Source organism: Akkermansiaceae bacterium (genome assembly GCA_024233115.1).
Classification (GTDB): domain Bacteria; phylum Verrucomicrobiota; class Verrucomicrobiia; order Verrucomicrobiales; family Akkermansiaceae; genus Oceaniferula.
The window spans coordinates 138,419-153,829 of record JACKQB010000006.1; the positions used below are offsets into that span (position 1 = coordinate 138,419).

At 60.2% G+C, this 15,411-nt stretch carries 10 protein-coding genes; 7 read left to right on the plus strand and 3 right to left on the minus strand.

From position 1 onward, the window contains the following. Nucleotides 1-420 precede the first annotated feature (420 nt). From H7A51_16720 to H7A51_16735, 4 genes are all read left to right on the plus strand, one after another. Nucleotides 421-1,041 carry a sigma-70 family RNA polymerase sigma factor gene (locus tag H7A51_16720; GenBank protein MCP5537862.1) on the plus strand — a complete coding sequence of 207 codons (621 nt, stop codon included), beginning with the start codon at nt 421-423 and terminating at the stop codon, nt 1,039-1,041. A 2-nt stretch (nt 1,042-1,043) separates the two neighbouring features. Then, nucleotides 1,044-2,123: a hypothetical protein gene (locus H7A51_16725; GenBank protein ID MCP5537863.1), complete on the plus strand. Its 1,080-nt coding sequence runs from the start codon at nt 1,044-1,046 to the stop codon at nt 2,121-2,123. Nucleotides 2,124-2,272: 149 nt separating this feature from the next. Then, nucleotides 2,273-3,007: a PEP-CTERM sorting domain-containing protein gene (locus H7A51_16730; GenBank protein ID MCP5537864.1), complete on the plus strand. Its 735-nt coding sequence runs from the start codon at nt 2,273-2,275 to the stop codon at nt 3,005-3,007. 141 nt (nt 3,008-3,148) lie between these two features. Next, nucleotides 3,149-6,490 carry a carbohydrate-binding protein gene (locus H7A51_16735; GenBank protein ID MCP5537865.1) on the plus strand — a complete coding sequence of 1,114 codons (3,342 nt, stop codon included), beginning with the start codon at nt 3,149-3,151 and terminating at the stop codon, nt 6,488-6,490. A 52-nt stretch (nt 6,491-6,542) separates the two neighbouring features. Here the strand turns inward: H7A51_16735 and H7A51_16740 are convergent, their stop codons facing one another. Beyond that, nucleotides 6,543-8,903: a glycoside hydrolase family 95 protein gene (locus H7A51_16740; GenBank protein MCP5537866.1), complete on the minus strand. Its 2,361-nt coding sequence runs from the start codon at nt 8,901-8,903 to the stop codon at nt 6,543-6,545. A gap of 134 nt (nt 8,904-9,037) precedes the next feature. Beyond that, nucleotides 9,038-10,477, minus strand: coding sequence for a right-handed parallel beta-helix repeat-containing protein (locus H7A51_16745; protein ID MCP5537867.1), 1,440 nt, complete (start codon nt 10,475-10,477; stop codon nt 9,038-9,040). A gap of 368 nt (nt 10,478-10,845) precedes the next feature. Here H7A51_16745 and H7A51_16750 point away from each other — a divergent pair, with 368 nt between their 5' ends. After that, a complete protein-coding gene (locus H7A51_16750) occupies nt 10,846-11,772 on the plus strand; it encodes a PEP-CTERM sorting domain-containing protein (protein ID MCP5537868.1) in 927 nt (308 codons plus the stop codon). Between the two features lie 212 nt (nt 11,773-11,984). Then, nucleotides 11,985-13,172 carry a glycoside hydrolase family 88 protein gene (locus tag H7A51_16755; GenBank protein ID MCP5537869.1) on the plus strand — a complete coding sequence of 396 codons (1,188 nt, stop codon included), beginning with the start codon at nt 11,985-11,987 and terminating at the stop codon, nt 13,170-13,172. 278 nt (nt 13,173-13,450) lie between these two features. Here the strand turns inward: H7A51_16755 and H7A51_16760 are convergent, their stop codons facing one another. Continuing rightward, nucleotides 13,451-14,083, minus strand: coding sequence for a PEP-CTERM sorting domain-containing protein (locus H7A51_16760; GenBank protein MCP5537870.1), 633 nt, complete (start codon nt 14,081-14,083; stop codon nt 13,451-13,453). Nucleotides 14,084-14,177: 94 nt separating this feature from the next. Here H7A51_16760 and H7A51_16765 point away from each other — a divergent pair, with 94 nt between their 5' ends. Beyond that, complete coding sequence (locus H7A51_16765) at nt 14,178-15,221, plus strand: IS5 family transposase (protein MCP5537871.1); 1,044 nt, start codon at nt 14,178-14,180, stop codon at nt 15,219-15,221. The last annotated feature ends 190 nt before the right edge of the window (nt 15,222-15,411 follow it).

The following is a 15,411-nucleotide window of genomic DNA, read 5'->3' on the forward strand; positions in this document are numbered from 1 at the left end:
CATATGCTGTTAGCCTTTGCCGCGGCGGATCAGGCCAGCCGGGGCAGCGAGTGCTCCAGCATGAAAAGCAAGGAGGATGATATGGGAGTGTTTCAAAACGACGAGGCATCCAATAAGCAGAATATGCACAGTAAGATTCGCCAAGCAGGGGCCCCAAATCAAGCCGTAAAAACCGGAACATGGTCAAATTGTCCATATTTGAAACACGGCGATAAAAAACCGAGCTCCGGACTCCAGTCCGGGTCATACCCACCCCATCATATTTGCCCAGCGGGCGGTCTGGCCGCCGGCTCCGGGGCGCCGTCGAGGTCCCCATTTCCCCCATTTTCCTTGACTTGTCACAGTCGCTTCTTGAGGTTCTCCAAGGGCGTATCCATCCAGTGCCAATCCAGGGCCCAGGGCGTTACCAATCCGCTGAGAATGAAAGCATTGTTATCCCACATGCAGGCAAGCGAGCTTCCGCTGACGGAAAGGGACGACCATGCCTGCGAGCTGCGTGCGAGGAGTTACTCAAGTTCGATCCATCTGGTCCAGCCCTCGCTGCTGGCGTATCTGGTGAGTCGGGCCGGTGGCGATTTCGCGGCGGCGGAGGATTGCCTCCAGGAGGTGGCCGTGGCGGTGTGGAAAAAGTTTGATCCCCAGTGGGATGCCGAGCATTTCCGCAGGTTTGCGTTTCGCTGCGCCGACATCGAGTGCCGCCGACTGCACCGACGCAAGGCGACGGAGGGCAAAAGAACCGTGAGCCTGTCCCCCGATGTCCTGGAGCTTGTGGGCAGGGACATCCGCGACAGCCCTTGTGAGGACTCCGGACTGCAGCGTGCGAGGGTGAAGGCACTGAACCTGTGCCTTGATGCGTTGGACGCCGGACAGCGCGAACTGATCGATGCCCGGTACGCGGACGGGGGCGGGGAGCACCCTGCAAATTCGCTCGCGGACATCGCCTCAAGGAGGGGCGTCAAGATGGATTCTATTTACAAACGCCTTGAGCGCCTGCGTGACGCGCTCGGCAAATGCATCGATAAACGTATGAGCGCCGAATGAAGATGAGTGAAAACCCACCAGCCCTGCCTAACGAGGACAAGGAACTCACCCGACTGGTGGAGTTGTTTCTGGAGCAGCGGCTGGATGAGGCGTCCGCGCGGGACCTTGAGGCCCGCCTGCGCCAGTCGGCGGACGCGCGGGCGTATTATTTGTCGCGCCTACGTCTGCACACCGATCTCCGCCATGCGGTGAACCCGATGAAGATCGAGATCGAGGAGGGCAGGAAAATTGTGATCGAACCCTCGCCGGACGGCCCTCTGGTTTCATCCAGCCAAACCGGAATGCTCCGGGTTCAGCCCGCGCTGGGCACGTCTTCCGTGGCTGGTCGCCGCCGTGCCTGGGCGGGGTGGACGGGCGCCGTGCTTGTCCTTCTTGTCCTCGCACTTGCCGCTTACATCTGGTTCGATCGACAGACCCCGCCTGCGGCCGCGATCGAGCTCTTTCCACTTGAAAATGCGTCATTCGAGGCCGACACCCTGGCCGACGGCGGGCTAAGCCACACCCCGGCGGGTTGGAATGTCACCACCGGCTCCTCGCGCCTGGCCTTCGTCATCAACCCCACGAACGATCCGGCCAAAAACCGCTATGGCGGCGCCCACTGCCCGACCTCTGAATCCCACTACGACGGCTCTAACGTACTGGTTCTGAGCCGCGACAACAATGGCAGGCGGGGATGGGCCAACCAGACCCTCTACGGCAGGACGGGAGCGGGCAGCAAGGTGTTGCAACTCGGTGATCTCGACGGTCGCAGCCTGCGGGTCACCGCCACCGTCGGCAGAGCGTCCGCCGATGCCGGTGCGTGGGCAAGACAAGCGGCGCGCCTGTTGATCGGGGTTCAGGAAATGGGGCGGAACTGGCGACCGGTGGCTGTCAGGAAAATCAACGTCGGCCCGGCACCCTGGGATCAGGCCGATGACAACCTGGCGCTGGCCAACGACGAGGTCGGACATGTTTCCTTCGAACTCAGGCTAGACGTCGGGGAAATGCGCGGGGACGCGGTTTTTTTCCTCTACCTGGACCCCACATCTCCCTCCGGCTCCGAGGTGTTTGTGGATGATCTTGATATCGAACTCATCGAGTGACAAAGGGCTGGAATGAACGGGGGAAGGGTGTCCGGCAAAAAAAGTAAAAAAAGATCAAAAAAAATGTCAGATCTCCTCGGCGGGCGCGGAGTAGCTAGGGTGCCGATTCCCGGCACTGAAACTAAAACCCATCAAACCCAAAGCAACCTATGATGAAATACCCTACCCTAATACTCTCGGCGCTTGCCGGCGGCGCCCAGTTTGCCGCCGCTGCGGCCATTTCCCTGAGCCCCCTGCAAAACGGCTCGTTCGAGACCGACACCGCCCCGCCCGGCGGAAACAATTTCTACCTGAAAACAGCAACCGGATGGGGGACGCCGAACAGTAGCAACACCCGCATCTACCTCGCCGGGTCCAACCATTTCAATGAGGTGGGCACTGGCACAGGCGCTTATGCAGCGGACGGCGTGAACGCCCTGCTTCTGCTCAACGGCTCATGGATCAACCAGCCGTTGATGGGGCTTACCGACGCCAGCCCGTCCACCGAGGTCAACCTGACCGCTGCGGACCTTACCGGGCAGACAGTCCGGATTTCCTTCTCGCTGGGACACCAGACAGGTTATGTCGGCCGTGGAACCATCGGCATTCAGTATAAGGAGGGTGGCACCACCTGGAAAAACTACGGGGTCCAGTTTGACACCGGGAGCGGCACCAGCACCAGCAGCCTGGTTTACCTTGGTATCCCCGAGAGTGAATGGGCCCAGACTTACGTGGACATTACCCTTCCCGGGGGCATCACCGATACCAACAACGTCCAGCTCTACGCGGTTAACAACAGCGGGTCAGCCTGGTTCGACAACGTTCAGGTGACGTCCGTCCCCGAGCCGTCGGTCGCGCTGATGGCAAGCCTCGGCCTGCTCGGCCTGATGCGCCGCCGCCGCTGATGCCTCCTCCCGCCACGGTTTTCAAAGCCGTTTATTTCCCAGCAGGCGGCATGGCATGGGTCATGCCGCCTTTTTAACGCCCCCGCCCCACCGCAATTTTCCCTATTTTTCACTTCTTTACCCTTCTGCATTTCCACTGCCATGTTTAAAAAATTTCTCACCGCCTTGATGATCGCCGCCCCGCTGGCGGATGCCGCCGAGTTCCATGTCTCCCCCTCGGGAGCCGACAGCAACGACGGCTCGGCCGGCTCTCCGTTCCGGACCATCCAACACTCCGCCAATGTCGCCCAGCCCGGTGACACGATCACGGTGCACGAAGGCGTTTACCGCGAGCGGATCGACCCGCCCCGGGGTGGCACCAGTGACACCAAGCGCATTACCTACCAGGCCGCCGCCGGCGAGACCGTGGTCATCAAGGGCTCGGAACCCGCCAGAGGATGGGTACGCGAGGTCAATGACACCTGGAAGCTGGTTGTTCCTAACAGCCGCTTCGGGCTTTTCAACCCGTTCAATGTGAAAATTCATGGCGACTGGTTCATCGACAACGGTCGCGCGCACCACCAGGGGTCTGTCTATCTGGACGGTGCGTGGCTGACGGAGGCGACCAGTAAGGCCGCCGTCCAGGCCGCGGCGTCGGGCGACGCGCTCTGGCACGCGGAAGTCGATGGCGGCGGATACCTCATGAACGTCGCCTGGCTCAGGCCGGTGGTTGGATCGGGTGGCTCCTCCAAGGTGGATGCGGTTGACTACAGCAGCCGCCACGGTGTCATCGCCGCGGCGTCGAGTGAGGGCGGCGACTGTCTTGGTTATATCGAGGACGGCGACTGGGCCGCTTACCAGTCGGTCGATTTCGGCGCCGGAGCATCGCAGGTCGAAATCCGCGTCGCGACCCCGGTGGGCGGTGGCGTGATTGAACTTCGTGAGGGGAAGCCCGACGGGGCATTGCTCGGCACCTGCACGATTGCTGCAAGCGGCGGCTGGCAGAGCTGGCAGACATTCACCGCGACCATTCCGGAAAAAAGTGGCGAGCAGGACCTCTGCCTCGTTTTCCGGTCCGACCAGCACGCCACCGGATTCACCACCATCCGGGCCCAGTTCCCGGGGGTCGATCCGAATGAGGCCGATGTGGAGATCAGTCAACGCGAGACGGTTTTCTATCCCTCCAAAACGGGGATCAACTACCTGACGGTCAAGGGTTTCACCATGGAGCACGCGGCCACGCCCTGGGCACCGCCGACGTCCGAGCAGATCGCCGTCATCGGCACCCACTGGAGCAAGGGCTGGATCATCGAGGACAACACCGTGCGCTACTCCGCCTGCTCCGGCATCAGTCTGGGGAAATACGGCGACCGCTACGACAACACCTCCCAAAACTCCGCCACGGGATATGTCGAAACCATCAACCGGGCGCTCGCCAACGGCTGGAACAAGGCGACCATCGGCAGCCATGTGGTGCGCAACAACCACGTCTCCCACTGCGAGCAGGCGGGCATCGTCGGCAGCCTCGGCTGTTCGTTCAGCACCGTCACCGGCAACGCCGTGCACGACATCCACGCCCGCCGACTTTTCAGCGGCCACGAGCAGGCGGGTATCAAGTTCCACGGTGCGATCGATGTGCTGCTGGGCAATAACCATATTTTCAACAACTACCGGGGGATCTGGCTCGACTGGATGACCCAGGGCACGCGGGTCACCCGCAACCTGATGCACGGCAACGCGGCTGCGCGCGACCTCTATGTCGAGGTCAACCACGGCCCGTTCATGGTGGACCACAATATCTTCCTCTCCGCCAACACGCTCCAGGACTGGTCGCAGGGCGGCACCTACGCCCACAATCTGTTTGCCGGCACGCTCCTGCAGCGACCCGAGACCCGCCGCGAAACGCCTTACCATCAGCCGCACTCGACCACCCTGGCCGGCAGCTCGGCGATCCAGGCGAGTGACAACCGGTTCTACAACAACATCTTCACCGGCACGGCGTCCCTGGGTGATTACGCGTCCGAAACCCGGCCGTGTTTCATGGGGGGCAACGTCTTTGTCAACGGCGCGTCGTCGTCACCCTACGAGACCTCACCGCTGAACGTACCCGGGTTCAATCCGAATGTCCAGTTGCTGGAAAAGGCGGACGGTTACTACCTCCGCATCACCCTGGACGGGTCCTGGGACGGGCTGCAGACCCGGCCGCTGATTACCACGGCCATGCTGGGAAATGCGGCGGTGCCAAACCTTCCGTATGAACAGGCGGATGGCACCGCTTACCGACTGGACACCGATTTCCGTAGCGATCCCAGGAGCGCCACCAATCCATACCCGGGTCCCTTCGAGGCACCCCAGGGTGGCACCTTTGAGTTTAAAGTCTACTCCGCCGTGTTGCCCGAGGTCAGCCCTACCGAGACAAGTTCGCTGGACCCCATGGAAAACGGATCCTTTGAGCAGGATAACCTGGCCGCCGGGTCTTATACCACAACTGTCGCAGGATGGACGACTCCGGGTTCCACCCATACCCGGGTCTACAGGACAACCTCGGCGATGTTTGATGAAGTGAACTCCGGAAGCGCCGCCTATTCCGCCGACGGCGCAAATGCATTGCTGCTCCTCAACGGGTCCTGGATCAATCAATCCCTGACTGGAACCACTGATGCCAGCCCGAACACATCAGTCAACCTGACCGCGGCGGATTTGTCCGGTCGCACGATCCGTGTTTTTTTTTCGATGGGCAGTCAGAAATCCTATGCCGCGGGCCGTGGAATCATTGGCCTTCAGTATAATAACGGCTCGTGGCAGAACTTCGGGGTCACACTGGATACCGGCACAGGCACTAACAACGACGATGAGCTTTACCTGGACCTTGCCGAAGGAGAGTGGGGAAGAGCCTCGGTGGACATCACCTTGCCGGAGGGCTTGGTCTCATCGAGCCAGGTATTGTTTTATGGACTGAATGTCTCCGGCTCATTCTGGCTCGATGATATCGAATTAAGGTTGTTGCCGGCGGACGATATTGATGAAGACGGTCTGTCCGACACCTGGGAAAGCTCGTTTTTTCCCGGTGATTTGACACGCCTCGACGGCACCGCTCCTGCAGGTGCTGGACCGGGGCCTGGATCCGGCGATTACGATGGTGACGGTGTCCAGGATTACGATGAGTTCCGTCTGGATATCAACCCGACATTGGCGGACTCGGACGGTGATTCCTGGACGGATTACCAGGAAATGGGAGCAGGCAGTGATGCCGGTGATGGCAGCTCGGTGCCAGCTGCGGGTAGCGTGCCTCGTGTGAACTCTACTGTGATAGACACCGGGACGATTACCCTCACGGTCGGATATTTGAACCCTGCCAAAACCTATCAGCTTGTGCGAGGCCTCGACTTGTCTTCATTTCCAGTTGTCGTCCAAACCATCGTCCAGCCCATGCGCACAGATGTATTTTCCGATGCGCTTCCTCCTGAGCCGCACGCCTTTTATCGTGTCGAGGAGGTGCGCTGATAGATTACGGGTATCATGCTCCACGGTGCGCCGGTGGATTTGTTAGTTTTTGTTAGTCTGCGGCGAGCTCGGAATTGAGTTTGAGAACCTGGCCGGGCTGCATCGTGATGCTGCGTTTCACGGCACCGTAGCGAAGCTTGATGCTGCGTCCCTGTGACGAGTGGATGCGCACTGCGGTGAGCTTGTGGTTTTTCCACTCGATATCGATGGTGAACCCGCCGCGTGCGCGCAGGCCTTTGACGGAACCCTCCGGCCAGGCTTTGGGCAGGGCCGGGAGGAGTTCGGTGGAGAAACCGTCGCGCCAGTTGCCCTGGTCGCTCTGCAGCAGCATCTCCGCCACGGCTGCGGTCAGGCCGAAGTTGGCGTCGATCTGGAATGGTGAGTGGGTGGCCAGCAGGTTCGCGTAGAGTCCGCCGCCGCCGCGATAGACGATACCCGTCGTCTTGCAGGGACGCAGGATTTCCCGCAGCCGGGCGTGCGCCTCCTCGCCGTTGTGGAGGCGTGCCCAGAGTGACGCCCGCCACGCGGCTCCCCAGCCGGTGTTGTTGGTGCCCCGGGCGCGCAGGCTTTTGGCGGCGGCCGCCGCCCATTCGGGGGTGCTTTCAGGATCGATCATGCGCCCGGGATGGAGTGCCACGAGGTGGGAGACGTGCCGGTGGTGTGGATCGACGGCGGGCCAGTCCTGCGGCCACTCGCGGATCAGACCATTGGAGCCGACGGTGACGGGGGGCGCCAGGCGGGCCAGTTTGCCCTTCAGCTCCCGCACCAGTTCGGGGTCCCTGCCCAGCAGGGTGGCGGCCTCGATGGTGTTGGTGAAGACGTCGTGGGCGCATTGCTGGTCGATGGCGGCACCGGCGCAGTGGCGGTAGGACTTGCCGTCGGTGTAGCGGAAATTGATTTCCGGCGAGAGGCTCGGTGCGACGGCCAGTCGTCCGTCCGGCCGCTCCACCAGCAGGTCGGAGAGGAACATGGCGGCGTCCTTCATGACCGGGTAGGCCCGGTCGCGCAGATAGTCCTGGTTTCCGCTGAAGAGGAACTCGTCATAGACGTTGTTGGCCAGCCAGCCGGTGGCGCCGGGCCAGAGCCAGCGCGGCGCGGCGTACCCCCAGGGGTTGGTGTAGATGTTCATGAAGAACCCGCGCGCGCCGAAGTATTTTTTAGCGGCTTCGCCCCCGGGTTTCCGCTGGAAATGGAGGAAGTCGAGCAGCGGGGGGACGCACTCGGAGAGGTTGGCGGCGCTACTCGCCCAGTAGTTCATCTCCAGATTGATGTCGGTGTGGTAGTCGCTGTCCCATGCGGGTTTGGTGGAGCCGTTCCATATCCCCTGAAGGTTGGCCGGCAGGCCGCCGCGGCGGGAACTCGAGATGAGCAGGTAGCGGCCGTAATGGAACAGCAGCGCCTCGAGGCCGGGGTCCTTGCCGCCGGACTTGGCGTAGGTGGTCACGCGCTTGTCGGCGGGAAGTTTTTCTTTTTCCTCCGCAGTGGGCAATACCAGCCGGGTCCGCTCAAACAGCGGTTGGTAGTCGGCGAGGTGGCTGGCGTTCACTTTCGCCCACCCCTTGGCAACGGCGGCGGCAATCTGCTTGCCGGTGATGCCGTCAAGATCCCTGTCCTTCCGACAGGCGGGCCATTCCATCGCGTAGTCGGTGGCGGCGGCAACGAAGATCACCAGCGAATCCGCCCCCTCGACGGTGAGGCTGCTGCCGTCGCTGCGGGATGTTCCGCCGTCGGCGACAATGGCAAGCCGCGCCCGCCAGGTCAGGCCGCTCTCCGGCATGGTGCCGCTCAGCACCAGGGTCCGATTGTCAGGTGTGCTGGTGCGGATGTTCTTGTGCACGCAATTAAAGCTGATCCGGGTGCTGACCGACGCCGCTTTGTCCGCGCTGATGCGCATCGCGATGACTTGGTCCGGGTAGCTGGCAATGATCTCGCGGGTGTAGCTGGTGTCCCCGAGGCGGTAGCTGACGCTGGCGGAGGCACGGGCCAGGTCGAGTTTCCGCAGGTAATTGGTCGGGGCGGCATCGTGCCCGGCCATTTTCAAGCGCAACTCGGCGAGCGGCTGATAGGCACCGAAGTGTTGGCGTTTAACATCCCCTTTGGTCAACTTTTCAGCCTCCTGGATGCGTCCTTCGGCGAGCAGGCGGCGGAGTTCGGGCATGGCCGCGGCCAGCTTGGCATCGTGCCCCGGGTCCACCTTGCCCGACCAAAGACTGCTTTCGTTGAGGAGCACGCGCTCCGTTTCCAGGGTTCCGAAGAGCATGGCGCCCAGACGACCATTGCCGACCGGCAGCGCATCGGTCATCCAGTTGCCGGCGGGTTTGTCGAGCCGTATGCAGTCGGAGGCGGCATGCAGGCATGCGAGTGATGTGATCAGGACGGAGGACAGGACGGGTAGGATGCGGGACTTTATCATAACAGCTGGTGGTGATGGATGCTTGGATCGATCAGGAATGGTTTCCTGTATTTATCAGTAATCAGCCTGATGCGTAAATAGGAAAGTAAACGGCTAGGAACCGCCCCCTGCCGCTGCGGCGGAAATGGCGCGGCTTATTCGGCGGGTTTGACGGTCTTGTCGGTGCAGTTTTTCGTCACCACCTCGGCCTGGTCGTAAACCAACCACGGACGGGCGTCCGGTTTGGTGCAGCTGGTGGTGATGTTCTCAAACACCACCTTGTCGGCGTGGCGCACGTAGAACGAGTGGGCGGGGACCCAGCCGAGCCGGTTGGACTGCGGGTATCCGTCGACCCTGTCCTGCGGGTGCGGCAGTTTTTTGTTGATGCCGCCGGGCATCTCCACCGTGATGTTGCGCAGGGTGATCTCGCCCAACCTGGCACCCGGAATGCCGGTGATGGTCATCGAGTGGCGGGTCTGGTCGTGGGTGGATTTGATCAGCACATCCTCGATCAGAACATCGGTGAGGCTGCCCGCGCCCACGGGATGGTTCTTGAGTGTTTTCCGCCAGTCCTTGCGATTGGCCAGGGTGATGAAGATCGGCTGGCAGGTGTTTTCGAGCACCAGGTTGCGCACCACGACATCGCGCACTTGCGAGCCGTCCACGGATTCGATGCAGAGGCCGCCGAACTTGGCGTTGCTCACGGTGTTGTCGAGGATGCGGATGTTTTCGATCGGTCCGACGGTGGCGGTGCCGAACTTGATGCCGTTGGCTCCCCGGTTCTTGATGTGGTTGTTCTGGATCAGCACGTTTTTGATACCGAACCCGGAGTGGCTTTTCAACACAACGCAGTCGTCGTCGGATTCGACCCGACAGTTGCGCACCACCACGTCGTGGCAATCACAGATGTCAATGCCGTCGCAGTTCCTGTAAACGTGCGGGGCAAACACGTTCACGTGCTCGATGGTGAGCTTTTTGCACTGCTCGAACACGAGGGTCCACATCCGCGGGTTGCGGAAGGTCACGTTGCGCACGTCGATGTTGTTGCTCCTGTAGATCCGCATCAGAGACGGGCGTTTGTCCTCCCCTCCGAGCATGGTTTTGAGCAGCTTGCCGCGACCATTGATGGTGCCGCCGCCGTCGATCCTGAGTCCGTCGGCGCGGTCCGCGTAGAGCAGGCAGCGGCGGTTCCAGCGCACGCCGATGCTTTCCGCCTCGCTGTAGGGAAGGATCTCCGGGTAGCCCTTGGGGTCCGTGCTTCCCTGCAGGGTGGCGTCGGGTGCGACGTACAAGGTCATGTCGCCCTTGAGCTTCAGCATCCGGGAGGTGAATTTTCCACCGCGGAGCAACACACTACCACCTTTCGGGCATGCCTGGATCGCCTTTTGGATCGCCTCCGTGTCGTCCGTTTCGCCGTCGCCCTTGGCTCCGAACTTCCGCACATCCATGACCGGCTCGGGCGGCGGGGCAATCTTGACGGTCGGGATTGGACCGGCACCGGTGACGGGCTTGGTTTTCGCCTGGGCACTGGCGGTGGACAAAACGGCGGCCAGAGCAAGCAGGGCGGAGGTGATAATCTGTTGGTGTGGTTTCATCATGTGGAAAAGTGATTGTTGTGTGGGATGAGTAACCGAAACGGTGCAGCCCGATGTCAATGAAGACGCAACCCGGGCGCGGGATCTTTCATCCGGTTCCAGCCAGCGAAGAGCGCAAAGCATGATGAGCCCATGGTTCAGCGCCGCACAAGCCAGCCAGAATGCCGCCTCCAGAAAACCTCCCATTTACAACGAAAAACAACAAAAATCGGGAGGTTGTCCATATTTGAAACAAACCCGGGGTTTTCGCATTTTACCATTCGCCAAATCCCGTCCGATTTCATAAGTAAGGATTCGTTTGGACTCCTTCCTTGAAGAGCTGCCTGACGGGTCCTCATTTCCCATTCCAACCATCCCAATAGGGCACTATGAAAAAACTCCCTCTACTCGCCACCGCCGCAACGCTCGCCTGTCTAACTGCTTCACTGCACGCAGCGACTGTTTACCGCATAAACTCGGGCGCTGGTTCTGGGCAATACTGGAACCAGGCCGCCAACTGGAATGACAGTGGCAATCCGGCGGCTAGTGGAAAAGACTACGTCGTTGCCAATGGGCAGAACCTGCGTGCAAGTGGCGAATTTGCTGGAGATTCCCTGACCTTTACCAACGGAGGCTCTTTGGGGATTTTTAACGCCGTGACAGTTGACAATCTCAGCATGACAGGATCCGGCAATAACTACATTGTCCACAACGCATTAACCATCTCTCTCAGCAATAAAAGCGGCGGCACATCTTCTTTCGACATCTCCTCCGACTCACTCACCTTCAACACGGGTGCGGTATCCAACCGGACCCTCACCATCAACCAAGCCATCAGCGGCACTGCCAAGTTGATCTCCAGAGTCGGATACAAATTTAACAGTACGAAAACAGACAACACCAACAAGACCGTCTTTGCCTCTGCCTCAAATACCTGGAGTGGTGACATTGAACTCCAAAACGGCACCTTCGACTTTACCCACGGCATCTCTGCCCAGACCCTCACGCTGAACGGCGATGCTTCCGAGATCGGTGGTCTGAGTGAGGGATACAGCACCGCCCGCTTTTTCATCAACGATGGAGAGAGCTACACCTTCACCTCGATCACCACGGGAACCCACAGCCTCGACTTGGGCACCTACTCTGTAGATGACCTCAACTCCTGGCTCAGCGGCAATGGCGAATCCGACAAGGCGCTCTTTGAAGCCGTTGGCGGAGCCAGCGGCCTCATCATCGTCGCCGTGCCCGAGCCATCCTCCGCCGCCCTGCTCGGCCTCGGTGGTCTTGCCCTGATCCTCCGCCGCCGTAGAAAATAAGCGGGGAAATCCCGACATCTTTCCATCATCAGCGGGAGGCTTCACGGCCCCCCGCTTTTTCATCCATAGTCGAAGCAAAAAACATCACCCCGCCCCCATCGACTGATGGTTATGTTGCCTTCTCACTAGCTGTTTGATCAATCCCACCACGCTCAACCATTGCGCACCTGGGCCTGGAGGCCGGGCGCATCCGAACATGACCCAACTGCACCATGCATACCCGCCCAACCGTCCCTCGTCCGCTTGCCACCCTGGTCGGTGTCCTGCTCACAGCCACCATCGTCACCGCCGCCCTGCCGCCCAGCGCCGATGAGGTGATGAACATCACCAGAAAAGTCGCCGACTGGCAGATCCGGACGTTCGACGACCAGGGGAAATTCCGTGCCTTGCCGACGAAGCCTCAAAAATGGCAGAACCGCGAAAAACGCCATGACCTGACCTGGCACAACGGCGCGCTGTATGCCGGCATGTTCCGGTGGAGCCTGATCGCCGGGGACGCGAAATACAAGGATTGGCTGATCGAAATCGGCGACCGCCATGGCTGGAAACTCCACGAACGCCCCTATCACGCCGACGACCACACCGTCGGGCAGTTCTACCTCGACCTCTACCAGCAGACGCGCGAGCCGAAAATGTTAGAACCGACAAAAAAACACTTCGACTGGATTCTCGCGAACCCTCAGAGCGGCACGCTTGACATGAAGGAGAACGGCAGGGAGGCGCACAAGCGCTGGGGCTGGAGTGACGCCTTGTTCATGGCTCCTCCGGTGTGGGCGAGACTGGCCAGGGTCACCGGCGAGAAAAAGTATCTCGACTTCATGGACCGCGAATACCGCGCCACCCATGAGCTGCTGTGGGACAAGGAGAAACACTTCTTCCTGAGGGACTCCACCTACTTCGAACAGCGGGAAACAAACGGCGAGAAAATCTTCTGGTCGCGTGGAAACGGCTGGGTGTTCGGCGGACTCGCTCTGATGATCCCGGACCTGCCCACCGACTGGGAAAAGCGCCGCTTTTACACCGATCTCTTTACCCAGATGGCGGCGGCCCTCAAGAAACACCAGCGTGCAGACGGTACTTGGTCGATGGGACTGTTAGGAGGCGGGGAGGCCTACCCTGTCAAAGAGACCAGCGGCACCGCCTTTTTTGTGTTCGGCCTGGCCTGGGGTGTGAACCACGGCCTGCTGGATCGTGATACCTACACACCGGTTATCCTCAAGGGCTGGCGTGCATTGACCGATTGCGTGACGGAGGACGGCATGCTGGGATACGTGCAGCCGGTGGGTGCCGCGCCGGGGGACTCCTTCCCCGACTTCACCGAGGTTTACGGCAGCGGCGCCTTCCTCGCGGCAGGAGCCGAAATGGTGGACTTTCTCCGCAAAACACCGCGCCGCCCCTGAGCTGCCCGTGTGACGGCGGCAAGGGCGGCAAGGGCGGCAAGGGCGGCAAGGGCGGCAAGGGCGGCAAGGGCGGCAAGGGCGGCAAGGGCGGCAAGGGCGGCAAGGGCGGCAAGGGCGGCAAGGGCGGCATGTGGCGGGCTATGGAGCGCCCCGACATGTTCGGGGCATCTCCCTGTCGAGCGTCATGTTGGCCCACCTGCACTGTGGCGGGAGTCTCCGCTCGACAAGCAAGCTGCGGGCTGCAAGCCCGCACTCCATAGCGGAGGAGCGTGTGCTCCTTAGCCTTTACGGCGGCGGAGTATCAGCGCGAGTCCCCCAAGGCCGAGCAGGGCTGCGGAGGATGGCTCCGGGACGGCGCGAATCGCAATGGCATCTGCAAGCACATATTCTGAACCCGAAGTGTTGTCCACGTCATTAAGTACGACGGTCAGTGTGCCATCGGTCACTACTGCTGTGGCCGTCAGCATGCTAAATACGACATTCTCAGTGCCATCGCTAAGTGTTGGGCCAGCTGGAAGCGAAGGGTGACCCGGACTCAGTTCCTGGTTTACCACAATCGTACTCCCCCCCTGAACTTTGAAAGGCGCTGTTTTAGTCCGGTTCGTTGTACCATACCATGCTCCGGCCACTTCATAAGTGCCATTCGTCAAACCGAGGAACGTCCATGTCGCCGTCCAGTCCACAGCTGCAGTTGCGCTAAACTTCTGTGTATCAGCAAAAGCTTGAGTAGGCGTTGTCTGCGTCGTGGCTCCTGCGGACGTTATGGCGAATGTGCCACTGGCGTCATCAGTGTAGGAGTCGTCAATGACGGTCCATCCGGAGATGACTGTGGTTGCCGAGGCGAGCGAGACAGATAACGAGAAAGTGGCCATCGTGGCCCACTTTTGATACAGTGGAGTTTTTAATTTCATAACGTTTCTTGATTCCTTTTTAAGGGCACCTCTAAAAACCCCTGCGCGCTCATTTAACCTTTCCTAACAAAGGCAATGCAGCGAAACTCCCTGCATGAGCAACTACCGGAAGCAAGACAAGGGAGGCAACCTGTTCTCGGCCATCGAACACCAGCAGGCGGTGGCGAAACGTGAAATCGGCATCCTGAAGCTGCGCGATATCATTGACTGGGAAGGGTTCCGCCCGCTACTTGAGGAACTCTGCGGCTACGCCAACCGTGACTGGAACAAGGGAGGCCGCCCCCCTTTCGACCCCGTGTTCATGCTCAAAGTGCTCATCCTCCAGAAATACCACGGCCTCAGCGATGACGCCACCGAGGAACAGATCGGCGACCGCCTGAGCTTCCTGCACTTCCTTGGCCTTCAGTTGGGCGACGACTACCCCGATGCCAAGACCATCTGGGTCTTCAAGGAACGTATCGAGGAAAACAGCCGCGAAGGAAGCCGTCGGCTGTTCGATGCCTTCACTGCGGCACTGGAAAAGAAAAACCTCATCGCCCGTGAAGGCAGCATTGTGGACGCCAGCTTCACCGAGGCCCCGCGCCAGCGCAACACCCGCAGCCAGAACAAAAGAATCAAGCAAGGCGGACGCCCCGAAGAATTTGACACCAACAAATCCGTCGGACGCCAGAAAGACACCGACGCCCGCTGGACAAAGAAGAACAACCAAAGCTACTACGGCTACAAGAACCACGCCAAGGTGGATTTGAAGAGCAAACTCATTATCTGCAGCGAAACCACCTCAGCGGAAGTCCACGACAGCCGGGTGTTCAAACAACTCCTTGATGAGAAGGACAATGCCGTGCTAGCCGACAGTGCCTACCACAGCGAAGAGAACGAGGAATACGTGTTAGAGGAAATCAACGCGGAAGAACACCTCATGCGCAAATCCCACAGGAACAAGCCGCTGACAGAACAGGAACTCAGAACCAACCACACCATCAGCCGGATGCGTGTGCGGGTGGAGCACGTCTTCGGTCGGATGGCGCAAATGGGAGCCGACCTCTGCCGGAGCATTGGCCTGAGGCGGGTGACAAGCCACAACCACCTCTGCAACCTCACCTACAACATGGATCGCTACGCCCTGTTAGCTCGTTAACAGCCAAAACAAGGGGCAACCCGATTCCCAAACGTAAGAAGCCAGCAACCAACAACACCGAACCACCTCATAAAAGCCCCGAGACTACATCGTCACCTGCCCGTACAACTTTAAAAACCGGCGGTAGATGATGATATGGTGGAAACGTCAGTTTTTAGAGGTGCCCTTAATAGATAACTTCTCCAAGTCC

Coding starts and splice junctions, on each gene's coding strand:
- H7A51_16740 (MCP5537866.1), bottom strand. CDS start 8,903: ATGATAAAGTCCCGCATCCTACCCGTCCTGTCCTCCGTCCTGATCACA.
- H7A51_16755 (MCP5537869.1), top strand. CDS start 11,985: ATGCATACCCGCCCAACCGTCCCTCGTCCGCTTGCCACCCTGGTCGGT.
- H7A51_16735 (MCP5537865.1), top strand. CDS start 3,149: ATGTTTAAAAAATTTCTCACCGCCTTGATGATCGCCGCCCCGCTGGCG.
- H7A51_16725 (MCP5537863.1), top strand. CDS start 1,044: ATGAGTGAAAACCCACCAGCCCTGCCTAACGAGGACAAGGAACTCACC.
- H7A51_16745 (MCP5537867.1), bottom strand. CDS start 10,477: ATGAAACCACACCAACAGATTATCACCTCCGCCCTGCTTGCTCTGGCC.
- H7A51_16760 (MCP5537870.1), bottom strand. CDS start 14,083: ATGAAATTAAAAACTCCACTGTATCAAAAGTGGGCCACGATGGCCACT.
- H7A51_16720 (MCP5537862.1), top strand. CDS start 421: ATGAAAGCATTGTTATCCCACATGCAGGCAAGCGAGCTTCCGCTGACG.
- H7A51_16765 (MCP5537871.1), top strand. CDS start 14,178: ATGAGCAACTACCGGAAGCAAGACAAGGGAGGCAACCTGTTCTCGGCC.
- H7A51_16750 (MCP5537868.1), top strand. CDS start 10,846: ATGAAAAAACTCCCTCTACTCGCCACCGCCGCAACGCTCGCCTGTCTA.
- H7A51_16730 (MCP5537864.1), top strand. CDS start 2,273: ATGATGAAATACCCTACCCTAATACTCTCGGCGCTTGCCGGCGGCGCC.